This window comes from Streptomyces sp. NPDC020731 (genome assembly GCF_044334705.1).
Lineage (GTDB): Bacteria > Actinomycetota > Actinomycetes > Streptomycetales > Streptomycetaceae > Streptomyces.
Window position 1 is genome coordinate 20,423 of record NZ_JBIRTN010000031.1, and the last position, 24,986, is coordinate 45,408.

At 72.6% G+C, this 24,986-nt stretch carries 17 protein-coding genes and 2 pseudogenes; 10 read left to right on the plus strand and 9 right to left on the minus strand.

The window, feature by feature from the left end:
• Positions 1 to 118 precede the first annotated feature (118 nt).
• Entirely contained in the window at positions 119 to 1,522 is a 1,404-nt protein-coding gene (locus ACH4VX_RS33770) for a DHA2 family efflux MFS transporter permease subunit (protein WP_398372943.1), read from the minus strand.
• Positions 1,519 to 2,166: an NADPH-dependent FMN reductase gene (locus ACH4VX_RS33775; RefSeq protein WP_398372945.1), complete on the minus strand. Its 648-nt coding sequence runs from the start codon at positions 2,164 to 2,166 to the stop codon at positions 1,519 to 1,521. Before ACH4VX_RS33775 ends, ACH4VX_RS33770 begins: the two co-directional genes overlap by 4 nt.
• A gap of 96 nt (positions 2,167 to 2,262) precedes the next feature.
• On the opposite strand from ACH4VX_RS33775, the gene ACH4VX_RS33780 reads away from it, so the two are divergent.
• Together ACH4VX_RS33780 and ACH4VX_RS33785 are read left to right on the plus strand one after the other, a co-directional pair.
• Positions 2,263 to 2,886, plus strand: coding sequence for a TetR/AcrR family transcriptional regulator (locus ACH4VX_RS33780; protein ID WP_398372947.1), 624 nt, complete (start codon positions 2,263 to 2,265; stop codon positions 2,884 to 2,886).
• 158 nt (positions 2,887 to 3,044) lie between these two features.
• The gene (locus tag ACH4VX_RS33785) at positions 3,045 to 3,224 is read left to right on the plus strand and encodes a hypothetical protein (RefSeq protein ID WP_398372948.1); all 180 of its coding nucleotides are present in this window, start codon (positions 3,045 to 3,047) and stop codon (positions 3,222 to 3,224) included.
• Here the strand turns inward: ACH4VX_RS33785 and ACH4VX_RS33790 are convergent.
• A complete protein-coding gene (locus tag ACH4VX_RS33790) occupies positions 3,215 to 3,562 on the minus strand; it encodes a family 1 glycosylhydrolase (RefSeq protein WP_398372949.1) in 348 nt (115 codons plus the stop codon). The two genes, ACH4VX_RS33785 and ACH4VX_RS33790, sit on opposite strands and share 10 nt — an antisense overlap.
• A 260-nt stretch (positions 3,563 to 3,822) precedes the next feature.
• Between ACH4VX_RS33790 and ACH4VX_RS33795 the strand changes: the two genes are divergently transcribed.
• On the plus strand, positions 3,823 to 5,616 hold the full coding sequence (locus ACH4VX_RS33795) for a coagulation factor 5/8 type domain-containing protein (RefSeq protein WP_398372950.1): 1,794 nt from the start codon (positions 3,823 to 3,825) through the stop codon (positions 5,614 to 5,616).
• Positions 5,617 to 5,728: 112 nt separating this feature from the next.
• On the opposite strand, the gene fusA is transcribed toward ACH4VX_RS33795, so the two are convergent.
• Positions 5,729 to 7,777 carry an elongation factor G gene (fusA, locus tag ACH4VX_RS33800; RefSeq protein WP_398372951.1) on the minus strand — a complete coding sequence of 683 codons (2,049 nt, stop codon included), beginning with the start codon at positions 7,775 to 7,777 and terminating at the stop codon, positions 5,729 to 5,731.
• Positions 7,778 to 8,255: 478 nt separating this feature from the next.
• On the opposite strand from fusA, the gene ACH4VX_RS33805 reads away from it, so the two are divergent.
• The 3 genes from ACH4VX_RS33805 to ACH4VX_RS33815 all read left to right on the plus strand — a co-directional run bounded on the left by ACH4VX_RS33805 (position 8,256) and on the right by ACH4VX_RS33815 (position 14,532).
• Positions 8,256 to 9,662, plus strand: a complete 1,407-nt coding sequence (locus ACH4VX_RS33805) for an MFS transporter (protein WP_398372953.1) — start codon at positions 8,256 to 8,258, stop codon at positions 9,660 to 9,662.
• Between the two features lie 149 nt (positions 9,663 to 9,811).
• Complete coding sequence (locus ACH4VX_RS33810; protein WP_398372955.1) at positions 9,812 to 12,235, plus strand: protein kinase; 2,424 nt, start codon at positions 9,812 to 9,814, stop codon at positions 12,233 to 12,235.
• Complete coding sequence (locus ACH4VX_RS33815) at positions 12,232 to 14,532, plus strand: protein kinase (RefSeq protein ID WP_398372957.1); 2,301 nt, start codon at positions 12,232 to 12,234, stop codon at positions 14,530 to 14,532. Before ACH4VX_RS33810 ends, ACH4VX_RS33815 begins: the two co-directional genes overlap by 4 nt.
• A gap of 346 nt (positions 14,533 to 14,878) precedes the next feature.
• Here the strand turns inward: ACH4VX_RS33815 and ACH4VX_RS33820 are convergent, their stop codons facing one another.
• On the minus strand, positions 14,879 to 16,405 hold the full coding sequence (locus tag ACH4VX_RS33820; RefSeq protein ID WP_398372958.1) for a hypothetical protein: 1,527 nt from the start codon (positions 16,403 to 16,405) through the stop codon (positions 14,879 to 14,881).
• 202 nt (positions 16,406 to 16,607) lie between these two features.
• Between ACH4VX_RS33820 and ACH4VX_RS33825 the strand changes: the two genes are divergently transcribed.
• On the plus strand, positions 16,608 to 17,099 hold the full coding sequence (locus ACH4VX_RS33825) for a nuclear transport factor 2 family protein (protein WP_398372960.1): 492 nt from the start codon (positions 16,608 to 16,610) through the stop codon (positions 17,097 to 17,099).
• Positions 17,100 to 17,527: 428 nt separating this feature from the next.
• Here ACH4VX_RS33825 and ACH4VX_RS33830 read toward each other — a convergent pair whose 3' ends face one another.
• From ACH4VX_RS33830 to ACH4VX_RS33840, 3 genes and pseudogenes are all read right to left on the minus strand, one after another.
• Positions 17,528 to 18,259: a hypothetical protein gene (locus tag ACH4VX_RS33830; protein WP_398372961.1), complete on the minus strand. Its 732-nt coding sequence runs from the start codon at positions 18,257 to 18,259 to the stop codon at positions 17,528 to 17,530.
• Positions 18,260 to 18,287: 28 nt separating this feature from the next.
• Positions 18,288 to 19,598, minus strand: a complete 1,311-nt coding sequence (locus ACH4VX_RS33835; protein ID WP_398372963.1) for an RHS repeat-associated core domain-containing protein — start codon at positions 19,596 to 19,598, stop codon at positions 18,288 to 18,290.
• 331 nt (positions 19,599 to 19,929) lie between these two features.
• Positions 19,930 to 20,385 (minus strand): annotated as a pseudogene (locus ACH4VX_RS33840) (hypothetical protein); the annotation flags it as partial.
• 451 nt (positions 20,386 to 20,836) lie between these two features.
• On the opposite strand from ACH4VX_RS33840, the gene ACH4VX_RS33845 reads away from it, so the two are divergent.
• The 3 genes and pseudogenes from ACH4VX_RS33845 to ACH4VX_RS33855 form a co-directional block, all read left to right on the plus strand.
• Entirely contained in the window at positions 20,837 to 21,610 is a 774-nt protein-coding gene (locus ACH4VX_RS33845) for a hypothetical protein (RefSeq protein ID WP_398372964.1), read from the plus strand.
• A gap of 256 nt (positions 21,611 to 21,866) precedes the next feature.
• Complete coding sequence (locus ACH4VX_RS33850; RefSeq protein ID WP_398372966.1) at positions 21,867 to 23,399, plus strand: hypothetical protein; 1,533 nt, start codon at positions 21,867 to 21,869, stop codon at positions 23,397 to 23,399.
• Positions 23,400 to 23,526: 127 nt separating this feature from the next.
• A pseudogene (locus tag ACH4VX_RS33855) lies at positions 23,527 to 23,862 on the plus strand (3'-5' exonuclease); the annotation flags it as partial.
• Positions 23,863 to 23,897: 35 nt separating this feature from the next.
• On the opposite strand, the gene ACH4VX_RS33860 reads toward ACH4VX_RS33855, so the two are convergent.
• A complete protein-coding gene (locus ACH4VX_RS33860; protein ID WP_398372967.1) occupies positions 23,898 to 24,842 on the minus strand; it encodes a serine/threonine-protein kinase in 945 nt (314 codons plus the stop codon).
• Positions 24,843 to 24,986 lie beyond the last annotated feature (144 nt).

A 24,986-nucleotide genomic window follows, 5' to 3' on the forward strand; every position in this document is an offset into this window, starting at 1 on the left:
GGGCCGGCCGGTACGGCATCCGCCCCCGCGGGTCAGGACCGACCACTGCTTCCCTCCTCCCCGGCCAACCCGGTCGCCCCGGTCGCCCCGTCCGTCCCGCACCCGCCCGGCGCCGCGTTCACGGCCGGTGCTTCGGCAGCCGCGCCGCCATCGGCAGCGCCAGTGCCATCAGGCCCGCCCCGCACAGCAGTGTCGTGCGGAACGCGTCCGTCGCCGTCAGCAGCGAAGCCACCAGCGCCGTGCCGGCGGAGGCCGCCATCTGGGAGACGATGTTCAGCGCCGTGCTGCCGGCGGCCACCTCGGCGCCCACGAGGCCGCGCGTGGCGGAGGCCATGACGGGCATGTTCGTCATGCCGACCCCCGTGCCCATGACGGCGAGGGAGGCGACCAGGCTCCAGTACGGAGCGTCGGAGCCGGCCTGGACGGCGAAGGCGAGGAAGCCCGCGACGGCGACCAGGACGCCGGGGACGACGATCGCGCGCGGCGCCACCCGGTCCGAGATCCGGCTGGATATCTGCATCACCGTGCCGCTGCACAGGAACTGAGGGACCATCAGCAGTCCGGTCTGGGTGGCGGACAGGCCGCGCTCCTGCTGCCAGTACAGCGGCACGAGGATCATCGAGCCGAAGTACGCGGCCGAGAACGGCACCATGGTCGCCACCGCACGGCCGACCGACGCCCTCCGCAGCAGTCGCAGGTCGAGCAGGGGGTGGTCCGTCCGCAGCGCCCGTACGGCGAAGACGGCCACCAGCGCCGCACCGACGACGACCGGGACGGCCGCCCCCGGAGTGCCGAAGCCGCCGCGTTCGCCGCCCAGTGTCAGCCCGTACAGCAGTGCGGCCAGGCCCGGGGAGAGGGTCAGCAGTCCGGCCAGGTCCAGCGGGCGGCCGGTCCGCTCGTCGTCGTCGCGCATGACCCGGGCGCCGAGCAGCAGGGCGAGGGCGCCGACCGGAACGTTGACGAAGAAGATCCAACGCCAGGACAGCGCGTCGGTGAGGACGCCGCCGAGGACCGGACCCGCCATCGGACCGACGAGGACCGGGATGCCGAGGACGCCCATCATCGTGCCCTTGCGTTCCGGTGGGGCGGCGCGCAGGACGACCGTCATCGCGACGGGCACGATCATGCCGCCGCCGAGCCCCTGCAGCACACGGAACGCGATCAGTGAACCCGCGTTCCAGGCCAGTCCGGTGAGCCCCGAGCCGAGCGTGAAGAGCGCGACGGCGGTGAGGAAGACCCGCTTGGCGCCGTACCGGCCCACCGCCCACGCGGTGACCGGGATGACGGTCGCCAGCGCCAGCGAGTAGCCGGTCACCGTCCACTGGACGACGGACAGGGGCGCGTCGAAGGCGTATGCCAGGTGGTCCAGGGCGACGTTGACGATGGTCATGTCGAGCACCGTCATGAACGAACCGAGCACCACGACGCCCGCGAGGGCCAGGACGTGCCGGGGGACGGCGGGCAGGGACGGTCCCCCGCTTCCGCCGCTTCCCCCGGTCCTCACCGGGAGGGCGGTGCTCATCGCTCCCCGTACGGGGCACGGTCGCGCCCGGCCCGCAGCGTCCGCCCCCACCAGTTCAGCTGGTCCAGCATCGCCTTGCCCGCCCCTTCGGGTATCCCGGGCCGCAGCAGTGAGCCGTCCTCGGCGAAGTTCTCCCACGCGTTGTGGAAGCTCACCGTGTCCCGCACCGTGACGGCGTGCAGTTCGGCGAAGACCAGCCGCAGGTGCTCGACCGCGCGCAGACCGCCGGCCAGGCCTCCGTAGGACACGAAGCCGACCGGCTTGGCCTGCCACTGGGTGTAGTGCAGGTCGATGGCGTTCTTCAGGGGCGCGGGGAAGCTGTGGTTGTACTCGGGGGTGATCACGACGAAGGCGTCGGCCGCCGCCAGGCGCTCCGTGACCTCGGCGGCCTCCGGGTGGGCCGCGGGGGAGACGACGTCGGGCAGGGGGTGCTCGGCCAGGTCGACGGGATCCAGTTCGAGGTCGTCGTACTGGGCGGCGAACCGCAGGAACCAGTCGGCGACGACGGGGGCGAAGCGGCCCTCGCGGGTCGAGCCGATCAGGACGGCGACGCGCAGGGGGTCGCCCGCCGGGAGACCGCTCGAGGGGACATCGGTCGTGCGGGAGGCGTGCGAACGCGAAGAGGAAGCTGATGAGTTGGTCATGCCGAGAAAGTACAACGCTCATGGCAATTAATGCAACGGGCGTTGTACTTTTCTTGGTCCGGATACCGTGACCGGTGACAGGAAGGGGCAGGACGCGTGAGACAAGGGCTGGCGGAGAAGCGGCAGGCGATCGTGCGGGGAGCGCGCCGCGCCTTCGGGCGCGACGGCTACACCCGTGCCGGCATGGACTCCATCGCCAAGGAGGCCGGGGTCTCCACCCGCACGATCTACAACCACTTCCCGGAGGGGAAGGCGCAGCTCTTCCGCGTCGTCGTGGTGGAGGGTTCGGAGGAGGTCGTACGGTCCCACCTCGACGCCGTCGACCGGCGGCTCCACAAGGTCACGGACCTGGAGGCCGACCTCGTCGGCTTCGCGCACGCCTGGATGGCGCCGATGCACCGGTACCACGACCACTTCGCCGTCGTGCGGCAGCTGCGGGCCGAGGTCGGCCACATCCCGCGGGAGTTCCTGGACGCCTGGCGCGCCGCCGGTCCCGACCGCGCCCTCAAGGGGGTGGCGGACCGCTTCCGCGAACTGGCCGAGGAAGGGCTGCTCGACGCCCCGGACCCGGAGCGCGCCGCGAGCCATTTCCTGCAGCTGACCGCCGGCGAGATCAGCGACCGCACCTACCAGGGGGGCCTGACCCTTCCGGACGAGGAGCGGGACGAGCTGATCGCGTCCGGGGTGCGCGCGTTCCTGCGGGGATACGAACGGCGCTGAGAGCGCGCTCGTACGGCGGCGCCGGGACCGCACCGGACCCGTGAGGGCCGGTGGGGCATGGCCGCTGTCGCGGCCGGCGGCGCGAGCGGCTTCCACCGGATCCGCACCGTCGGCCTCGGCGGGGACGGCCGGGACGAGATCGCCGACGCAACCACGTCGTGGACGACGACGGCCTCCGCTACGTGGCCGACGGCGCCGGGCACGAAGACCGCTCCGGCATCGCCGGCCTCGCCCCGTCCGGTCCGGCCTGGAGTGCCTCGCTCGGCCGCGTACGGGTGCCACTGGTCAGTACGGCCGCCCGTGGTGAGCGCGGACTGTCCGCCCGCGCTCACCGATGACGACGGGCCGCTTGCCGGGTGCGGTTCGCGTGGCCGCGGATGGTGTCCGCGTACCGGTGGCCGGAGCCCTTGACGGTGCGGACCTGGGCGGCGTGGTCGACGTGGACGAGGCCGAAGCGCTTGCCGTAGCCGTAGGCCCACTCGAACTTGTCGAGCTCGGGCTGGATGACCTTCTTGTCGACCTCGATGCTCGCGCCCTGGCCGAAGGCCCAGCAGGTGAGTTCCTCCGGCGAGTCGTCGGACCCGCCGCCCGTGCCCGATCCGCCTCCGCGGGCCGAGGCGGCGGGTGCGAGGGACAGGATGACGGCGCCGGTGGCCACGGCTCGGATACTGCGCATGGCTCCTGGTGTCCCTTTCCGGGGTGCAGGGGGCGATGCCCTTGCACGAAGGCGCCGCCTCCCTGCGAAGGAAGCGCCTCCCGGCTTAATTCAGCTCGTGAGTTAAGCCTTTCGGAGGGAGGGCGTCAAGGGTTTCGACGGACTCACCCGACTCTCGCCGCACCCCTTGACTCATCCGTTCCGGGGATGAACCATTCAGCGTCGAGAGAGCGCTCCCAGCACCCCACGCCGTTCACTTCCTGAACCAGGAGAGCCGTCCCATGACGTCCGACTCCCCGTCGTCCTCCCGGCCACCGGCCATCGGCCGCCGTACCGTGCTCGGCGCCGCAGCCGCCGCTCCGGTCCTGGCCGCACTGCCCTCGGCGGCCTCCGCCGCGCCCGCGGCGAAACGCCGGAAACCGCGCAGGCTGAAGGGCGGCGGCGATCTCGGCCCCAACGTGATCGTCTTCGACCCGTCCACGCCGGGCATCCAGGCCAGGCTCGACGAGGTGTTCGCCCGGCAGGAGTCTGCCCAGTTCGGCACCGGCCGTTACCAACTGCTGTTCAAGCCGGGCACGTACAACGGGCTCAACGCCCAGATCGGCTTCTACACCTCCATCTCCGGGCTCGGCCTCTCCCCCGACGACACCACCATCAACGGTGACGTGACGGTCGACGCCGGCTGGTTCGACGGCAACGCCACGCAGAACTTCTGGCGTTCGGCGGAGAACCTGGCGCTCGTCCCGGCCGACGGCACCAACCGGTGGGCGGTCGCGCAGGCCGCGCCGTTCCGCCGGATGCACGTACGCGGCGGGCTCAACCTCGCGCCGTCCGGCTACGGCTGGGCGAGCGGCGGCTACATCGCCGACAGCCGTGTCGACGGCACGGTCGGCCCGTACTCGCAGCAGCAGTGGTACACCCGGGACAGCTCGGTCGGCGGCTGGACCAACGCCGTGTGGAACATGGTGTTCTCGGGCGTCGAGGGCGCCCCGGCGCAGGGCTTCCCGGACCCGCCGTACACCACGCTCGACACGACGCCGCTCTCCCGCGAGAAGCCCTTCCTGTACCTCGACGGGGACCAGTACCGCGTCTTCCTGCCGGCGCTGCGGAAGAACGCGCGTGGTGTCACCTGGGGCAACGGCACCCCGCGCGGCACCTCGCTGCCGCTGAACCGTTTCTACGTCGCGAAGCCGGGCGACTCGGCGGCCATCCTCAACCAGGCGCTCGACCAGGGCCTCAACCTGCTGCTCACACCCGGCATTTACCACGTCGACCAGCCGGTGCGGGTGAACCGCGCCGGCACGGTCGTCCTGGGCCTCGGCTACGCCACCCTGATCCCCGACAACGGCGCCACCGCCCTGAAGGTCGCCGACGTCGACGGCGTACGCCTCGCGGGCTTCCTGATCGACGCCGGGCCGGTCAACTCGCGTGTCCTGCTGGAGGTCGGCCCGAACGGCGCGCGCCGGGACCACTCCGCGAACCCCATCACCGTCCAGGACGTCTTCATCCGGATCGGCGGTGCGGGGCCCGGCAGGGCGACCACCAGCATGGTGATCAACGCCCGGCACACCATCGTCGACCACACCTGGGTCTGGCGCGCCGACCACGGCGAGGGCGTCGGCTGGGAGACCAACCGCTGCGACTACGGCGTCGTCGTCAACGGCCACGACGTCCTCGCCACCGGCCTGTTCGTCGAGCACTTCAACAAGTACGACGTGCAGTGGAACGGCGAACGCGGTCGCACGATCTTCTTCCAGAACGAGAAGGCGTACGACGCCCCCGACCAGGCCGCGATCCGGAACGGCTCGCTCAAGGGCTACGCGGCCTACAAGGTCGGCGACCGGGTCACCACCCACGAGGGCTGGGGCATGGGCAGTTACTGCTACTACAACGTGAACCCGGGCATCGTCCAGCACCACGGCTTCGCCGCCCCGAACCGCCCGGGCGTGCGCTTCCACCACCTGCTGGTGGTCTCGCTGAGCGGCAACGGGCAGTACGAGTGCGTCATCAACGACACCGGCGCCCCGACATCGGGCACCACCACCGTGCCGTCCACGGTGGTGTCGTACCCCTGATCCCGGCGCCGGGGGCACGCCATGACCGAACGCCGACGGTCGGGTGCGCTCGTACGGCGGCGGTGGCGGCCCCTCCCTGCTCCAGTCGCGGGAGGGGCCGCCGTTCACGCGTTCACCGCGCGGGCGCGGGGGCCGGTGCGGGGGCGTGGCCGGTGGGCCGGGTGGTGAAGGTGCCGCGGCCCTGGGTGCGGCTGCGCAACCGGGTCGCGTAGCCGAACAGTTCGGCCAGCGGCACGGTGGCGGTGACGACCGTGGCGCCGGCCCGGGTGACCGAGCCGGTCACCCGGCCGCGCCGCGCGGCCAGATCGCCGAGCACGCCGCCCACCGCGTCCTCGGGCACGGTGACCGTGACCTCGACGACCGGCTCCAGCAGGACCATCGCGCAGGCCCGCAGGGCGTCCCGCAGTCCGAACCGGCCGGCGGTGCGGAACGCGGTGTCCGAGGAGTCCTTCACGTGGGTCGACCCGTCGGTGAGCGTGACACGGAGCCCGGTCACCGGGTGACCGCCCAGCGGCCCCTCGGCCAGGGCGTCCCGGCAGCCTGCCTCGACCGCACGGACGTACTCCTGCGGCACGCGCCCGCCGACGACCGTCGAGCGGAACTCGAAGCCGACGGCAGGGGTGTCCAGCGGCTCGACGTCCAGCACGACGTGGGCGAACTGGCCCGCCCCGCCGTCCTGTTTGACGTGCCGGAACACGAACCCGGACACTCCGCGGCCGACGGTCTCCCGGTAGCTCACCCGGGGACGGCCGACGTTGACGCCGAGCCCCTGCTCACGCCGGATCTTCTCCACCGCGACCTCCAGGTGCAGCTCGCCCATGCCGGAGAGCACCGTCTGACCGGTCTCCGGGTCGGTGCGCACGACCAGTGAGGGATCCTCCTCGGCGAGCCGCGCGAGCGCCGACGCCAGACGCCCGGTGTCCGTGCCCTTCAGTGCCTCGACCGCCACGGAGACGACCGGCTCGGCGACCCCTGGAGGCTCCAGGACCAGTGGGGTGTCCGGTGCGCACAGGGTGGAGCCGGCGCGGGCGGACTTCAGTCCGACCACGGCGACGATGTCCCCGGCCACCGCCCGGTCCAGCTGCGCGTGCCGGTCGGCCCGCACCCGCAGGATGCGTCCGACGCGTTCGGAGCGGCGCGCGGTGGCGTCCCACACCGTGTCTCCCTTCTCGATCGTTCCCGAGTACACCCGCAGGTAGGTCAGCCGCCCGGTGGCGGTCGCGTTCACCTTGAACGCGAGGGCGGCCAGCGGTGCCGCCGGGTCGGCGGCCCGCTCCTGCTCGGTGCCGTCGTCGTGCGTGCCGCGCACGGGCGGCACGTCGAGGGGCGACGGCAGGTAGGCGAGTACGGCGTCCAGCAGTGGTTCGACGCCGCGGTTGCGGTAGGCGGAGCCGCACAGGACGACGACGGCGTCACCGCTGCGGGTCAGGTCCCGCAGGGCTTCGGTGAGCGTGCCGGCACTGAGCGCGCCCGTGTCGCAGAACTCCTCCAGCGCGCCCGGATGCAGCTCGGCGACGGCCTCCTCCAGCAGCCGGCGCCGTCCGTACGCCTCTTCGCGCAGTTCGTCCGGCACGGGTGCCGCATCGCGGGCCTCGCCCTCGTCGGTCCAGGTCAGGGCCCGCATGCCGAGCAGGTCGACGACGCCGGTGAAGGCGTCCTCCGCACCGATCGGCAGTTGCACCGCCAGGGGGACGGGGTGCAGCCGCTCCCGGATGGAGGCGACGGCGGTGTCCAGCTCGGCGCCGGCCCGGTCCATCTTGTTGACGAACGCGATGCGCGGCACCCCGTGCCGGTCCGCCTGCCGCCACACCGACTCGCTCTGCGGTTCCACACCGGCGACCGCGTCGAACACGGCGACCGCGCCGTCGAGGACGCGCAGCGAGCGCTCCACCTCGTCGGCGAAGTCGACGTGGCCCGGGGTGTCGATGAGGTTGATCCGGTGACCGTCCCAGGCGCAGCTGACGGCGGCGGCGAAGATGGTGATGCCCCGGTCGCGTTCCTGCGGGTCGAAGTCGGTGACGGTGGTCCCGTCGTGCACCTCACCGCGCTTGTGCGTGGTGCCGGTGGCGAACAGGATCCGCTCGGTGACGGTGGTCTTGCCGGCGTCGACATGGGCGAGGATGCCCAGGTTGCGGACGGTGGCGAGGGGGTCGGTGCGCATGGCCCGTGGCCTTTCGGATGTTCCGGGAAAGGGCGGCGCGATCTCCCCGGCGCACGACGTCGGACGCCCCGATGCGTGGGGCGTCGACGATCAGATGTGCGTCACGGGCATCCGGTACCGGCCGCGCGGCGGGTACCGGACGGCGGGAGACACCAGGATCACCACGGACCGACGGGACCGGGAACGGGGAGCGGCAGCGGTGGCGTGGTCGCGCACGGCCGGTCTCCCCTCACTGGTCATGGATGCGCGGCCCGGCGGCGGGCGGCGTCTGTCCGGTGAGTGTAGGGAGGGAGGGGAGGGCCGGGCCACACAATATTCACGTCTCACATCTTGGTACGACGTTTCTGACCAGTGAGATGTCTGAGATCGTTGCATGGCCCACATTGTTTGCGCGGCCTCCCGTGAGGTGGACGCGTGGCGCCGTGTGGGCCGTCGGTGTACGCCGCCGGTGACCGTTCCTCCCCGGAAAGACCGTGAAATGCCCGCACCAACCACCAGCCCGGCCCCCGTCAACTCCCGGTCCCGGGTCCTCATCGCGAGCCTCATCGGCACGACGATCGAGTTCTACGACTTCTACATCTACGCGACCGCCGCCGTCCTGGTCTTCCCCAAGCTCTTCTTCCCGAGCAGCGACCCGACGACGGCGCTGCTGTCGTCCTTCGCGGTGTTCGGCGCCGCGATGGTCGCCCGCCCGATCGGCGCCGTGGTCTTCGGACACCTCGGCGACCGGCTCGGCCGCAAGGGCACGCTGGTGGCCTCGCTCCTCACCATGGGCATCGCCACCTTCCTCATCGGCGTACTGCCCACCTACGCGCAGGCCGGCTGGGTCGCCACCGCGCTGCTGGTGCTGATGCGGCTCGCGCAGGGCTTCGCGCTCGGCGGCGAGTGGAGCGGCGCGGCCCTGGTCGCCACCGAGAACGCCCCGAAGGGCAAGCGCGCCCTCTACGGCACGTTCCCGCAGCTGGGCGCCCCGCTCGGCTTCATCATCGGCAACGGGCTCTTCCTGATCATCGGCGCGCTGCTGCCGTCCACGGCGGGTGCCGACCCGTCCCAGCCCTCGGAGGCGTTCCTGAACTGGGGCTGGCGCATCCCGTTCCTGTTCTCCGCGGTGATGGTCGCGATCGGCCTGTGGGTGCGCATGCGCCTGGTGGAGGCGCCGGTCTTCTCCAGGACCCGTGAGGCCGGGCTGGTGCGGAAGCTGCCGCTGGCCACCGTTCTCCGCGGCCACTGGAAGCAGCTGGTCCTCGGCACCTTCTTCATGCTGGCGACGTACGTGCTCTTCTACCTGATGACCACGTTCTCGCTGAGCTACGGCCGTACGGCCGAGGACGCCGCCGTACCCGGCCTGGGATACAGCTACACCACCTTCGTCCTCATGATGATCTTCGGGGTGCTGTTCTTCGCCGTGTTCACCCTGGTCTCCGGCCCGCTCGCCGACAAGTACGGCCGGCGCTCCACGCTGATCGCGGTCACCGCCGGGATCCTGGTCTTCGGGCTGGTGTGGGTACCGCTGATCGGCCTGGGCACGCTGGGCGTGGTGCTGTGGCTGGTGCTCGGCTTCACGCTGATGGGCATGACGTTCGGCCCGATGGGAGCGCTGCTGCCGGAGCTCTTCCCGACGAGCGTGCGCTACACGGGCTCCGGGATCTCCTACAACGTCAGCTCGATCCTCGGCGCGGCCGTCGCCCCGTTCATAGCGGTCGCCCTGTGGGAGGCCGGCGACGGCTCCCCGTGGCTGGTCGGCGTCTACCTCTCCTCGATGGCGCTGCTGACCCTGGTCGCGCTGCTGCTCGGCAAGGAGACGAAGGACGTCGGGCTCGACGAGGGCGAGACCGGCGGCGTCTCCGGCCGGGACGAGGCCCCCGCCGCCGCCGCGGCCCCCTGAGCCGGCCGGGGCAGTCCCGCCGAGGCCCTCCGCGCCCGCTGCACGGGCACGGAGGGCCTCGGCGTGTCCGCCCCGGCCGGCAGGCCTTCCCCCGGACGGCACGGAAGCGGCTACGATCACCCGTCGACGAGCGACGGGGGGCCTGAGCCGTGCGTGAGGGACAGATAGGGCGACGTACCGGGGACGACGCCGCGCCGCGCCGCGTCGGGCCGTACGTTCTCGAACGGCCGCTCGGCGAAGGGGGGATGGGGGAGGTCCACCTCGCCCGGAGGGCCGACTCGGGCGGCGGCCCCCCGGTGGCGTTGAAGATCGTACGCGCCCGGCTCGCCCACGACCCCGACTTCCGGGCGCGGTTCCGGCGCGAGGTGGCGGCCGCGCGCAAGGTCGACAGTCCGTTCGTCGTGCCACTGGTCGACGCCGACGCCGAGGCCGCCCGCCCCTGGCTGGCGACCGTCTTCGTACCCGGTCCGGCACTCGCCGACGAGATCCGGTCCTCCGGTCCGCTGCCGGAGGACCGGCTGCGGGAGCTCGGCCGTGCGCTGGCCTGCGCGCTGACGGACATCCACGCCGCGGGCCTGGTGCACCGCGACCTGAAGCCGTCCAACGTGCTGCTGCATCCGGACCGGGGGGCCCAGGTGATCGACCTGGGCATCGCGCGTGCCGTGGACGGGACGCGGCTGACGGCGACCGGTCTCGTGGTCGGCTCGGCCGGCTTCATGGCGCCCGAACAGCTGACGGGTGACGGCGCGGGTCCGGCCGGCGACGTGTTCGCGCTGGGCGCGGTGCTCGCGTACGCGGCGACCGGCAGACCTCCGTTCGGCGACGGGCCCGCGCACCGGATCGGCCACCGGACGCTGACCGGGGAGGCGGACCTCGACGGGGTACCCGCCGCGCTGCTGCCGCTGCTGGTCTCCTGCCTCGCCAAGGATCCGGCGCGGCGCCCCGCTCCGCACCGGATCAGGGACGTGCTCACCGGCTCCGCCCCGTTACCGGAGCCCGGTCCGGCCCCGACGGTGCCGCTGGGCCCGGGACCGTCTTCGCGGGAGCCGGGCCCGAGCCTGCCGCCCCGCCCCTCCCCCGCTTCCGCGCCCGCGCCCCCTCGGGCCCGTCGGCCCGTCAGCGGCCGCCGGCTCCCGCTCGTCGCCGGCGCCCTGGCCGTCTTTCTCGCGGGCACCCTGGCCGCGGGCCTCCTGGCGCTGCGCGGCGAGGACAGCCCGTCCGACGGCGGCGGTGCCGAGGACCGGGCGTCGGCCCTGCCGTCGCCCTCGGTCCCGGCGCTCGCCGAACCGGTCAGCGCCCTCGGCCCGGCCGTTCCCCGGGGCGTCTGGTCACGGACCTGGCAGGACACCATCATCCGCTACGACACGAACAGGGCGGAGTACGAGAAGGCGACGGAGAAGGGCAACGACTACGCCGTCGAGGCGTGGCTCACCGACCGCGTGCTCGCCCGTGTCGGACACCGCTCCGTCCAGGGACTGTCCCCCGACACGGGCCGGGTCCTGTGGACGCTGAAGCCGCCGGATCCCGGAATGGTCCCCTGCGCCGCCTCCCGCACCGCACCGGGCGGCGTCGGCGCCGTGCTCTTCGGCGCGGCGGACGAGGACGGCGAGCGAAACGGGACCGTCGGCTGCGACCGCGTCGTCGCGGTGGACCTGGCCTCCGGCACCTCCCTGTGGGAGCACCGCCGGCCGGGCGACCCGTACGCGACCTCCGGCATCGACTCGGACGTCCTGGGCATCGGCGGAGACCGCGTGGTGGTCATGAGCGGCGGCCTGGTGACCGCGTGGCGCCTGCGCGACGGTGCCCCCGCCTGGTCGCACGAGGGCAGCCGCGACAGGTGCGCGATCAACGGACTGGCGGTCGGGCAGTCCAGTGTCGTCGAGGCGCTGACCTGTCCCGTGACGGAGGATTCCCGGCTCGACGTCCGTCCCACGACGGTGCGTTCGGTGAGCATCGCCGACGGCCGGGTCCGCTGGACCTCCACCGTCCCGGACGACGTCCCCGTGGCGCGCGTCGAGACGGCCGAACCCCCGGTCGTCAGCCTGCCGGGACCGATCGGCGACACCGAGGGCCCCATGATGGTCTTCAGCAACGAGGGGAAGCCGGGTCCGCGGCTCCGCGAGACCCAGCCCCAGGGCACCCTCGGCGCCTGGGCGCGCAACCGTTTCCAGCTCACCCCCGCCTTCTTCGGATGGCGCGACACCGCCGTCACCCTCACCCAGCACGACGGCCTCCGGCAGACCGGCACGGACGGGGTCGCTGCCCTCGACTCCCGCACCGGGAAGATCCGCTGGCACCGTCCGGCACCCGGCGGTTCCTCCCCGGTGATCGTGGGCGTCGACGACCGGGGAGTCCTGGTGGTCCACGTGACGGAGCCGGGGACCACCGCCCTGGTCCGGTACGCGCTGGACGACGGCACGCCGACGGCGGCCGGGGAACTCCCCCGGCTGCCGGACCGTGCCGAGTTCGACGGCGTCCGCCTGTACGGAGACCGGCTCGCGCTGATGACCGGTGAACACAACCTGCTGTCCAAGGGAATCATGATGTTCCGAGCCGCGGGGAGCCCGTCGTGAACGAGGGGACGGCCCCGCCGGCGCCGGAGGACCCGGAGCGGATAGGCGGTTACCGGATCCTCGGCCTGCTCGGACAGGGCGGCATGGGCCGGGTGTTCCTCGCCGAGGACGCCGAGGGCCACCGGGTCGCGCTCAAACTGGTCCACGAGGAGTTCACGGCCGACCCGGAGTTCCGCAGGCGCTTCAGCCGCGAGGTGGAGGCGGCGGGGAAGGTGCTGAGCTTCTTCACCGTGCCGCTGGTGGACTCCGGCGCCGACGCGGAGACGCCGTGGCTCGCCACGCAGTACGTCCCCGGCCCCTCGCTGAGCGCCGCCGTGCGCCGCGACGGACCGCTGCCCGTGGAGCGGCTGTGCTCGCTCGCCGCCGCACTCGGCGAGGCGCTCATCGTCATCCACGCGGCGGGCATCGTGCACCGCGACCTCAAACCGTCCAACGTGCTGCTGGCCGACGACGGTCCCCGGGTGATCGACTTCGGCATCGCCAGGGCGGTGGACTCGGAGGAGCTGACGGGCACGGGCCATGCGCTGGGCACCTTCGGCTACGCGCCGCCCGAGCAGGTCGTCGCGGAGGAGCCGGTCGGGCCGGCGGGTGACGTCTTCGCCCTCGGCGGCGTGCTGCTGTTCGCGGCGACCGGACGTGACCCCTTCGGCGAGGGCCCGCCGGCCGTGCTGGCGTACCGGACCGTGTACGAGGAACCGGAACTCGACGGCCTGCCCGAGGAACTGACCGCGCTCGTACGGCGCTGCCTGGCCAAGGACCCGGCGCTGAGGCCCGCTCCGCGCGAGGTGATCGCCGCCGCCCGTGCCGCGCAGTCGCGCCTACGCGTCGGCACCGGTCCGGCTCCCGCCCGCACGGCCGGGGAGCCCACGTCGTACCGCATCGCCCCGCCCGCGTCCCCGGCCGTGCCGGGTTCCCGCCCGGATCCGGGGACGACCGCCGGGCCGCGGGCGCGTCCGCGGCGCCGTCGCCGGGCGCTCACCACCGTGACGGCCGCGGCGGCCGTCGTCGCTCTGGCCGTCGCGGGCGTGATCTACCTGCCGGACCTGGCCGGGGAGAACCGGAGCGCGGGCGGGGCGACCACCAAGCGGCCCGGCATCGGTCCCGCCGCCGACGGTGCCGACCCCCTCCCGGACGTCACCGCGAAGGGCGACCGCCGGGTCGCGTGGACCGCGCAGCCGGGGGTGTCCGAAGTCGACTCGGAAGTCATGGGCGCCTGGCTGACCCCCACGGCGCTGGTACGCATCGACGCCTCCGGCATCCGGGGCTTCGCCCCACGCACCGGAACCTCCGAGTGGACCGTCCCACCGCCGGCCAAGGGCCTCGTTCCCTGCGGGGCCTCGGACGCCGGGACGGCGACCAGCGGCGGCGTGGGACTCGTCCGGTTCGGCAGGGCCTACACCTCGCCCGCCGCCTGTGACGTCGCCGCGGCCCTGGACTCCGGCACCGGCAGACTGCTGTGGCACCGGCGGGTCGGCGAGGCCCGGCTGCCCGTCGCCTCGGTCTCCGGCGACACGATGGTGGTGTCCGGCGAGAAGGGCCTCCTCGGGCTCGACCGGGCCACCGGCAGGACGGTCTGGACGTACCCCTGGACCCGGGGGAACTGCGAAGTGGACGACGTGGCCCCCGGCGTGCGCACGATCGCCGTGTCCGACACGTGCGACCAGGAGGAGCTCGACACCAGACGCGTCGTCGAACTCGACATCGTCACCGGCGAGGTCCGCGCCACCCACGAGGTCGGACGGAGCGGCGCCACACCCGTGGAGATCGTGGCGGCCGAACCCCTCGTGGCCCGCTACGCCGACCCGTCCGGCAACGTGTACCTGAGCATCCTCGGATCCGCCGGCGGGAAGCCGCTCGACCTGCCGGTCGAGCAGTCCTTCGGCACCCTGCGGCGCTCCGGGGCCCTCGTCGGGCGGAACGTGCTGGTGATGGAGGCGCAGTCGGGCCCGGGCGGTACCGCCCGGGGACTGGTGGCGATCGACCTCGGCACGGGAAAGGTCCGCTGGCGCACCGCCCTGCGGGAGGAGGTCCTCGAACTCGCCCCGCTGCGGATCCAGGGCGACTCGCTGTACGCCGTGGAGGGCGAGGACACGGAGGGCCTCGGCGACTGGTTGTTCACCGTACGGCGCCGCTCCCTGGCCGACGGCTCCGTGACCGGGACCAGCAGGCTTCCCGCCGCCTACCAGCGGAACCACCCCGACCGGCTGCTCGCCTCCGGTGGCCTCGTCGTCCAGGTCAACTCGTCCGACGACTACGGCCTCGCGGCCTTCGACACCGCGCCGGGCAGCGGTTCGTGAGCGGCGCGGCCCGCCGGCGGCGGAGCGGCGACGGTACGGGGAGGCGTTCCGGCACGTGCACGCGCTCCGGGCGGAGGCGCAGCGGGTGACACGGCGGGGCAGCGGAACGGGGCGGCGTCCTCCGGCGCTTCTCCCACCCCTCCCTGGCCCGCCCCGCATAGTCCTGTCGTCACGTAGTGAGAGGCCGCGCGGCCAAGGACGCGGTCATGGTCGGTGGTTCGGGCGTTCTCCCCGTCGGCGAGCTCGAAGAACGCCGGATTGACGGTGGTGCGTCACTCGTAGCGGCGGGTGAGGAGACTGCTTCGGCAGCCACTGCTTCCCGGCCGGCCGCCCGCCGTGTCCGTCCTCAGCCGGCCTCCCGCACTCTCGCAGCGGTCCGCTCGGCGAGCTCGCGGACGCCCTTGGCGGCGTTGTCCGAGAGTTCACCGAGTACGGCGTCGGCGGCGGTGAGGAGGACGCGGGCCTCCTCGGAGCGGCCCGCGCCGGCCAGGGCGAGGGTGAGCCGGTAGTGCTCCTCGGCGATGAAGCGGCCGAGGTTGACCTGCTGCCAGTGGCGCAGTGAGTCGTCGCCCGGGGTGGCCAGGGCGTCGCGTACGGCGGCCAGGCTGTCCACCGCCTGCGGCAGCCGGCCCGCCTCCCGCTCCAGGCGGGCGAGGGTGTGCCGGGCCGAGGCCCGGTCCCATGCGCTCTCCTGGAGGGCGGCGTACAGGCGCTGGGCGCGGAGCGCCTGGGGGAGGTCGCCGAGTTCCTCGAAGTCCTGGGCGAGCCCGCTCAGCAGAGCCGTGGCCAGGGTGTGGGGGGCCTCGGGGCGGCGGAGTCTGCTCTGGTCCATGACGATGCCGTCGAGTTCGCGGATCAGCGTCACCCGCGCGAGGTCCGTCATCCCCTGGTCCCGCGCCAGGTCGGTCCAGGTGGAGACCGGCTCGTCCGCCGGGTCGGTCCCGAACATCGACTCGTCGAGCTCCCGCGCCCACTGTCGCAACTCGTCAGCGCTCGCGCCCGGTTCCGGTATGCCGCCCAGGCCGCACGCCGTGTCGAAGTCCGTCTCCCGGACTTCGAGCAGCAGCGGCAGATCTCCGGTGTCTCCGTGGAGCCCGACCAGCACGGCCGCGAGCCGCAGTTCGTCCGTCATCGATGACCGTGTCTCGTGCCGCAGCAGATGCCGTAGCAGCTCCAGGTCGCCCTCGGCGCGGTCGAACTGCGCGGCCCGCAGGGTGATCCGGCGCCGGACCGGGTCCTCGGCGACTTCACGCCATGCCGTGCGGTCGCCCTCCCGCAGGCGGGCGAGATCGGCGCGGCCCGCCGCGAGCACGGGCTCCCACAGCGGTGGACCGGCCGGGCCCAACCGGTCGTACGCGCATCCCTCGTCCGCGTTGAGCAGGACGAAGTCCGGCTCGGTGCGCAGCAGCGCGGCACGCAGTCCGCCCACCAGCTCGACCGGGGAGCGTTCCGGGAAGCCCAGCGCCGCACGGAGCCCGGCCCGCTCCTCGTCGATTCCGCAGTACTCACGGATCTCGTCCTCGGTCTTCGCGACGCACGCCAGGATCTTCTCCTCGCCGTCGTCCGGCGACAGACGTGTGCAGCCGCGCCAGCCGGACAGGCCGATCACGAGCTCCAGGGCCTCGTCGACACTGGAGCCGATGATCCCCGCAGCGCCCTCCGAGTCGGCGTAGAGCACCGAGCCGTCCGCGCACACGAAGTACGTGCCGCCGGTATCGTCCCCGGCCACCGCCTCCAGCGGCCCGCCCGAGGCGAGGCGGACCTCCTCGACATGGCCGTGGGCGGCGCGGTCGAGGTCGAAGCCGAAGGGGAAGGCCGCCAGTTCGGCCAGGCGGCGGTCCTGCCGCAGCAGCCGTAGCACGTGATCGGTCATGTCACGGAAAGTAACACCGTCCACTGACCGTGGACTCGCGGCCTCTGCGGGAGGCCACGAAGTCACCGCCTTTCCCCCAGCGGTACCGGCTGTCCTTCACTGAACCGGCGCGTGGCGGGTGGTGCGGAAGTGCCGACCGCCGTCGCACAACGATGTCCGGTTGCCGCCAGCACCATCCTGTCGCGGTGCGCAGGCTGGTGCCATGACGATGCCATCCACCACAGAGTCAACGACGGTTCTCACCGGCATGTATGCGGCTGAGGCGGAGTACCTGGCGGCGGGAGGCCCCGGCGAGGCCTCGTTCGACCTGCTCGCCCCCTTCTTCGCGCCGGACATCGAACTGCATCAGGCGGACGCTCTGCCCTACGGAGGCACCTGGCGCGGGCACGACGGCATGGCGCGGTTCTTCCTCATGATGGGAGAGGTATGGGAGTCGTTCGACATGGTGGAGCAGGAGTTCCTCGCCACCGGTGAGACCGCGGTCGTGCTCACACAGGTCCGTGCCCGCGCCCGCGCGACGGGCCGTGAACTCGGCTTCCCCATCCTGCAGACGATCACGGTCAAGGACGGGCGGATCACCGAGGTCCGTCCGTTCTACTGGGACACACGGGCCATCGCCGACGCCTGCGCCGCGCCGACACCGACACCGACACCGACACCGACACCGACACCGACACCGACACCGACAGACTGAGGCCGGCACCGCGTTCACGGCCGGGGCGGCCGACGCGAGGCCTCATCGACGATGAACGCCTTCAACCGCGGAACCGGCGTCGCCGCGGACTCGGGGAACCACGCCGGCGGGTTCGCCGTCCCGGCCCGCAAGTTCGGGGCTGCCCCCGTACCGCGTACGGGCGTCCCGCCGCCCACGTACAGCCCCCGCCTGTACACGCGCCCGCGCCCCGGTGGCGTCCCGACACGGCCGCCAACCCGTGGAGCACCGGCGGCGCGGAACTCGAACTCAGCGTCTGGGAACACCTCATCGCCGCCGGGCCGGCACGGAAGGCGTGATGCCCCGGCAGGCGACGTCTGCCCGCGCCACACGCCCCGGTACCAAAACCCCGCCCGCCCTTTCACGGGACCGCAACACCCGTTCCCACCGTGCGGATCATCCGGAAGAGCTCACCGCACGCTGCTGCGGCCCACGTCCTGCAGGCGCTCGGTGTCCACGGGTTCCCGCGTGCCGTCGTGCGTCAGCAGGATGCCGTCGCCGGTGCTGTCCGCACGCCAGAGCTCGCCGTGCCGGTTCTCCCACTCGACGAAACTGCCGGAGGCGTCCTCGAGCAGCCCCAGTTCCCGTACGAGGGTGGCCAGGGGGGCGAAACCGCGGGTGTCGCCCTTGCTCCCGCTGCCGGTGCGGGTGTTGTCGTAGCGCATCTTGACGAACGGCACGGGGGCGCGGTCCAGCCTGTTCGGCTGGAGCATCTTGCGGAACCGCCCCCAGGCCTCCTCCTCGCTCTCCCGGCCGGAGATCTCACCGGCGTAGGCGGGGAAGACGGCGTAGGTGACAGCGGAGAGTCCGGGATTCTCCGTGGCGTGGTAGCCGTGCACCTCGGCCGTCGCCACGCCCACGGTGTCGAACGCGGACCCGGGGTGCTGGAAGCCTCCGATCCCCACCAGGGGCCGCCCCCGTCCGACGAACTCGCCGTCATGCGCCCTCGCGTGGGCGAGCAGCGCCGTGACGAGTCCCTCGTCGTAGGGGCCCCGCACGTTGACCTGCAGGTTGTGCTCTCCGTCGGTGGAGAGCGCGGCGGTGAAGGTGAACATCGGGTTCGGCGACCAGCGCCACGCCGATTCCAGGCCGGGGACGGGCGTCGCGCCGGGCATGGCGGGCAGGACGGATGCAGGGTTCATGGGGTGGCTCCTGTGCCGGGGTGGGGCCCTAACTGCATGAGTAGAGGGTGGGGTGGACATCCTGGCGGTAGGTGGCGTCCATGAGCGCGCCACCGCGTGAGTTCTCGCTTCGCGTCATGGGTTCCATGTTGTCCGGGTGGTTGTAGAAGTCGTTGCGCACGGCCCGGTCGGAACGGTAACCCGTCTCGTTCCAGTGATCGACCACCGGTGTCAGGTGCTCGTACGTCAGCTGGTCGAACGGAATGATCTCACCTGCGGAGCTGCGCCAGGTCAGATCGGATCTCGGGATGCGCTCCATGATCTGACGGCCCTGGGGGTCGAGTCGTCCGGTGGACCGCATCGGTGTACCGCCCTGCGCGATGCCTTCGTCGGTCCACGTCGCGGCCATGGCGTCATGGGTCGACTGGCGGTAGCTGCCGGGATACTCGGTGTCCCGGTTGTGGGTCTGCGCGGGCGTGGCCGGGTCCCTCTCCCACCGGCCGCGCTCGCCGCGGACCCGGGCGAGGCCCAGCGGGTCGAGCAGGAGGAGCGGATTGCCCACGTAGGCGTAGTCGTTCGGGTCGGGGCCCAGTCCCAGTGGGTCGGCGCTGGTGTAGCGCGCGGTCTCGGGGTCGTAGTAGCGGAAGTAGTTGTAGTGCCAGCCGGTTTCGGTGTCCGCGTACTGTCCGGGGAACCGCAGGGGGCAGTCGGCTTCCGACGTGGCGTGCGGCGCTTCCGTCGGCATGCCCCAGGCGGTGAATCTGCGGTACCAGACGATCCTGCCGTCCGCCGAGACGAGTTCCGTCGGTGCCCCGACGAGGTCGGTGACGATGGCGTAGAAGCGGGCGTCGACGTCCGCCCGCCCGTCGCCGGTCCCGGTACCGTCCGCCGCCTGCCGGGCCGGGCCGTCGGTCACCGTCTGGGCGAGGGGCCGGTACGAGCCGGGAGCGTAGTCCCACGTGGTGACCGTGCCGTCGGTTCCGACCTGCTCGGCCAGGCGTGTTCCGTCCCAGACGAACGTCGTCTCCTCCAGCACGTCGCCGCATGGTCCCAGACGACGTTTGCCGACGCGCCGGCCGTCCGGGTCGTAGGTGTAGTGCCACTCGGATCCGTCCGGGGTCACCGCTCTCACCAGGCGGTCCTCCGGGCTCCACCCGTAGTGGGAGGTGCGCCGTCCGCCGCTGAGGAGACGGACGGTCTTGCGGACCAGGCGTCCCTGGCCGTCGTAGGCGTAGGAGGTGCGTCCGGCCCGGTGCAGCCTGGTTCCGTCGAACTCCCGGGACCGCGGGTCCGGCGTGCCGGCGTGCGGGGAGGCGGTGACGAGGTTGCCCGCCCGGTCGTACCCCGTAGGTCTCCTCACGGTCGGCGGACCTGACCGCGGTCAGCCGGCCGACCGGATCCAGGTCGAACCGGCGGCTCTCGCCGAGGAGCTCGTCGATCTCCCGAAGCGCGCCGTCGACGTCGTACGCGTAGGTGCGGTGCTGCAGCAGGTCGCCGCTGTCGCCGCCCGGCCGGCTCAGCGACTGCTCGGCCAGCCTGCCCGCGCCGTCCCAGCTCTGGTGGAGCACCGCCGCCGTGCCCATGGTCCTGCGGATCTCCCGGTGGGCCTCGTCGTAGTCGAAGCGCAGCTCACCGCCGGAGCCGCTGAGGGTCCGCGGGCGGCCCGTCGCCTCGTACGTCCAGGTGGAGACGATGCCCGAGGGGGTGCGCCGGCTGACGCGTCGGCCGAGGGCGTCGTAGGCGTACGTGGTGGTCCGGCCGTTGACGGTCTCGGTCAGGGTGCGGCCGAGGGCGTCGTAGGTGCGTTCGACCGTCGTGTCGCGGTTGGCCGCGCGCAGCAGGGAGCCGGAGCTGTCGTACACATAGGTGGTGACGTCGTCGGCCGTCCGGTACCGCTGTGGCCGGCCCAGCAGGTCCACGGTGATCTCCGTGGTCTGTCCGGCGCCGTTCGTCCACGACACCCGCTGCCCGGCCGCGTCGTGGGCGTAGGTGAGGGTGCGGCCGTTGAAGTCCGTCTCCCGGATCAGCCGGTTGGCCTCGTCGTAGACGTAGTCCCAGGTACGGCCGTCCGCGCCGTGGACGCGGGTCAGGTTCAGTTCAGTGTCGTACGCGAACGTGTGGCGCCCGCCGTCCGGTGTCGTGCGGGAGACCGGCTGGTGGAAGTGCGTGAACTCGAAGTCGGTGACCGCGCCGTCCCCGTCACATCCGCCTCACCGGCAACCAAGCATGAGCGAAGGTACCGTGGCATGCGCATGAAAGAAAACGGACATCATCGGACAGGATCACAAGTCGACGATCATCCTTGAACGGCCCGTCCACCGTCACGGCTGTGCCGTGCACCGGAGCGGACCCCACGTACTCCCCCGGCTCCGGACCGCCCGGCGATGCTCCCGGTTCGACGCGTTCCCCGCCCTCCTCGCGTACAGCCCTGGACGTCGTACGCGGCCTCAAGGGCGGCGGCATGACCATGGTGCGGGCCCTGGCCGCCGAGGATGCCGGATCTGTGCGGGGACGGCCGACAGAGGCGGGATAAAGGGAGTTCGACTCTCAGCGGCGCCGAAAAAGTTAACATCGCCTGAGCCTCGGGGGGAGGGCATTGTGGCAGGCACACCCGATGATCATTCCGCTGCCAAGTGGTTGGCACTGATCGGCGGAATCGCGTCCGTGCTGTCGATCCTGGCCTGGCTGGGCGTGAGCAACGCAGCGGAACTGAAGGACCTGTTGGCCGACTCGCCCCCATCCGGTTCCAGCCCGGCCCCGTACACGTCTTCACCGGCCGCCCCCATCCCCGATGACTCCGACACCAGTGAGTGGAGCACCGACGAGTCCGACCCCGAGCCGTCGACACCCACTCCGGATGCCACCGAAGAAGCGTTCGCAGCCATCTCGGCCGGCGACTGCCTGGCGGTCCACGACACGGGCCGCGGGGGCACCACCAGCATCGACTGGAGCGTCGATGTTCCGCCGGACCCCGTGTCCTGCGCCGGCGAACAGACCCGGGTCCAGGTGACCGCCACCGACACGGGCTGCCCCACCGGCTATGGGAAGTCGTACTGGAGCTACCGGTCCGCCACCACCGGCAGCACCACGAAGCTCTGCCTCACCCGCATCTACCACGCCAACTACTGCGTGCTCGGCCAGCAGTCCGGCGACTCGATCTCCCTCGGCCTGATGACGGCCGTGGCCTGCCGACGCGAGCCGGTGCCCGCCCCGTACAACCAGATCATGCACATCACAGGCGTCTACCGCGCCCCGGCGGGCGCCGACGCGAACAGCTGCCGCCGGGTGGCAGGCGACCAGACCCGCTACTGGGCCGCCCTGGTGGACGACGGCGCCACGCTGCTGTGCACCACGATCTATCAGGGCGGCTGACCGACAACCCAGTTCCCCACAACCGCCCAGGTACGCTCGCGAGAAGGCCGATCCGGACCCGTCTCCGTCGTCGTGACGGCCGTCGAGCCCGGGTTCACCGAAACGGGCGGCGTTGTCACCCGAAAGCCCTCACCCCGTGCGATTTCATCCCCCTCCGCCCCTGTGCCGCATACCGTGGACTCGCCGCCCGAACACCCCCCGGAACAGCGGGAAGCGTCGGTGACATGCGGGACACGGGAGATGGAGGAAGAACGGGATGACACAGGCCACGGTGAGCGAGCTGGGCGAACGAGTGCCGGGGCGCCAGTGGACGGTGCGTCTGGACCCCGTCGGCCGAGGCAGCGCGGAGGTGCGCGTCTCGTGCAGCCGCCCCGCCTGTGCCGAGCAACGTCTGCCCTCCGCGGCGACAGGCCGTGCGGCCGCGGTCGCCCACCTCAAGGCCCACCTGCGCGCCGACCCCGCCCCCAGGGCCGGGACCTACTGCGCGTGCCGGGCCGACGGCTGCCGCACCCATCTGCCCGACACCGGCAGGCACGCGCGTACCGAACCCTGGCGGTGCGGCGGGCCGGTCGTCCTGGCCGTGGTCACCGACCGGGCAGGACGCTGGTGGCAGATCCTGGAGTGCTGTTCGAGGTGCGCCGCAGCCACCCCCGGAGCACAGACCGCGGCCACCTCCCGGCCGTCCCCGCCCGGGACCGCCGCCCGCCCGGCCCCCGCAGCGGCAGGCGCGGGCGCGGGCGCGCCGCGATTCTCCGACCAGCAGGTCGCCGCCCGGACGGGGGTTCCGGCGCCCCGCTCCCTACCCGCGCGGCACCGCCGCCCGCCGGAGGCGAGGATCGCCCAGCGTGTCATCCCGCGCGACCTGCGGCCCGTATCCCTGCGGGACGAACTCATCGAACTCGGTGACCTCTTCCGCGCCTACCAAAAGCGCGCCGAACCCGACCTGGCGCTGCTGGCCGACCTCCAGGAACGCAAGGCACGCGCCTTCCTCACCTGGTCCGACGTCAGCTGCGACGTCACCCTGCGGCTGGAAGCCCGGCGCGCCGAGCAGGCCGCCGCCGTCATCCGGCGCCAGCACCAACACCGCACCGGTGGCGTCACGGACGGCGACGAACCGGGCGTGGCGCGCCTGCTGACCGTACCGACGCAGTGGGAGTACGCGCGCTCCGTCCTCGCGCACGTGGCCGGCCACACGCCGCTGCCCGGCCCGGAAGCACGGCTGCTGGTGCTGATGCTGACCCTGCGCACCGCGCACACCGGCACCGGCAACCTCGTTGGCCAGGACCTCACCGGACTGGGCCTGACCGACCCGGAGGACCTGGTCGGGAAGCTCACCGGCTGCGGCTGGCTGGACCTCCCCGGCACGGTCGGCGACCTGCTCGCCTCCCGGCCGGAGAACCCCACTCCGATCACCGTGCCCTCCCTGACGCCCGGCGCGGCGGCTCCCCTCACCTTCGGCAGGAAGACGCGGCCCAAGCTCTCCGGCTGGGCCCAGAGGGTCGTCTCGGACAAGAAGCTCCGCAAGGCGAAGGCACCCGCCGGCACCCGGCTGCTCGCCCTGACGCTGGCCACCCGGACCGACACCTCGGGACACCTCGGCCCCGGCGGCGAGGGCATCGCCCTGAACGACCTCACCGACCAGGTCCCGGTGGACGCCGGCGGACTACTGCCCCTGATCAACCAGTTGACGGCACTCGACTGGCTCACCGACACCACCCCCACCGAAACCCACCTCACCGCCCGCCTCACCGAACGCGTCCTCCCGCTCACCTGTCCCCTCCTGGAGTGAGGTCCGGTCCCCACCGGGCGACCCCTGTCCACCTGAAACGAGATCATCCGACCCCACGTAACCCGGGTCGGCTCACATCCCGATGCACCGGCAGGCCGAGAGCGACCTCGAGGTCCTGTTCATCGACACGCTGCGGGAGCACGGCATCATGGCGCTGGAGATCGGTCCGGACGGGCCCCGCGGCGACAGCGGCGTCCACATCGGCACGATGTTCCGGTTCAAGGGACTGGAGTACCAGCGCATGATCATCGCCGGGGTGACCGACGGGCTCGTGCCGCGCGCGGACGTCCGGCGGCGGCGCGCCAAGGACCCGGCGCGCCACCGGACGGAGATGCAGCGCGCCCGGTCCCTGCTCTTCGTGGCGGCCACGCGTGCCCGGGCCAGCCTGGACGTCTTCTGGCACGGGGAGCCGAGCCCGTTCCTCAAGGAACTGACAGAGGTCCGGCCGCCGTCCGCGGCGTGACCCGTCCCGGGGACCGTGCCGCGGGTCCGCCTCGGTTAACGCGGCATGACCGGCGCCTGCGGCACGAGGAACGGCCGCCGGGGATCCTCCGGCGGCATCCTGCGGGTCGCGAACGCCGGATCCGGGGCCGGCAGGTACGGGGCGAGGGCCGCGTACACGTCCGCCGCACCGCCGGGACGGTCCTCGGGGCGCTTGGCGAGCAGTGCATGCACCAGGTCCTGGAGGGCGGCCGGGGCGTCGACACCGCCGTCGGCCAGGCGGGGCGGGGACGCGGTGAGGTGCTGAGTCGCCAGCTCGGCGGGGCCCCGGCCGCGGAAGGGAGGGTGGCCGATGAGCATGTGGTGCAGCAGGCACCCCACCGCGTACAGGTCGCTGCGGCCGTCCAACGGCCTCTCTCCGGCCAGGAGTTCGGGAGAGGCGTAGGCGACGTTGCCGAGCGTCTCACCGGTCGTGGTGAGCTGCGGGTCGGTGTCCGAGAGGACCTTCACCAGACCGAAGTCGAGGATCTTCACCAGACCGCTGGTGCGGACCATGACGTTCTGGGGCTTGAGGTCGCGGTGGACGAGGCCGGCGGCGTGCGCGGCGGAGAGGCCCGAGCACAGTTGCGCGGCCACGGAGACCGCGGCGGGCACCGGCAGGCGCCCGTCGTCGGCGCCGTCGACGACGTTGTCGAGGGTCGTCCCGTCGACGAGCTGCATCACCAGGCAGCAGACGTCCTCGGTCACGGCCGCGTCGTACACGGTGGTGAGGTTGGCGTGGTCCAGACGGGCGGCGGCCTTGGCCTCCCGCTCGAAGCGCGCCAGGGCGGTGCGGCGCCGCTCCGGCAGGGCGAGCAGATCCGCGGCGACGGTCTTGACCGCGACGGGACGCTCCAGATACACGTCCGTCCCCTGCCAGACGTGCCCCATCGCCCCTCTGCCCAGAATCCGGTCCAGCCGGTACCTGCCGCGCAGTACCTTGCCCGCAGCGAACTGCTCCACGTGCACTTCCCTCAGTGAGTCCCAGCGGTGTGTCGGCGCGCGGACCGCCCGGCCGGAGGCCCGGCGCCGACAGCCCGCGCGGAAGAAGTCAACCAGTCCCGTGCACGGACCGGAAAACCCCGGGGACCACGGGATCCCGCACGG

Coding starts and splice junctions, on each gene's coding strand:
- ACH4VX_RS33770 (WP_398372943.1), bottom strand. CDS start 1,522: ATGAGCACCGCCCTCCCGGTGAGGACCGGGGGAAGCGGCGGAAGCGGG.
- ACH4VX_RS33775 (WP_398372945.1), bottom strand. CDS start 2,166: ATGACCAACTCATCAGCTTCCTCTTCGCGTTCGCACGCCTCCCGCACG.
- ACH4VX_RS33790 (WP_398372949.1), bottom strand. CDS start 3,562: ATGCGCAGTATCCGAGCCGTGGCCACCGGCGCCGTCATCCTGTCCCTC.
- ACH4VX_RS33795 (WP_398372950.1), top strand. CDS start 3,823: ATGACGTCCGACTCCCCGTCGTCCTCCCGGCCACCGGCCATCGGCCGC.
- fusA (WP_398372951.1), bottom strand. CDS start 7,777: ATGCGCACCGACCCCCTCGCCACCGTCCGCAACCTGGGCATCCTCGCC.
- ACH4VX_RS33805 (WP_398372953.1), top strand. CDS start 8,256: ATGCCCGCACCAACCACCAGCCCGGCCCCCGTCAACTCCCGGTCCCGG.
- ACH4VX_RS33820 (WP_398372958.1), bottom strand. CDS start 16,405: ATGACCGATCACGTGCTACGGCTGCTGCGGCAGGACCGCCGCCTGGCC.
- ACH4VX_RS33825 (WP_398372960.1), top strand. CDS start 16,608: ATGACGATGCCATCCACCACAGAGTCAACGACGGTTCTCACCGGCATG.
- ACH4VX_RS33830 (WP_398372961.1), bottom strand. CDS start 18,259: ATGAACCCTGCATCCGTCCTGCCCGCCATGCCCGGCGCGACGCCCGTC.
- ACH4VX_RS33850 (WP_398372966.1), top strand. CDS start 21,867: ATGACACAGGCCACGGTGAGCGAGCTGGGCGAACGAGTGCCGGGGCGC.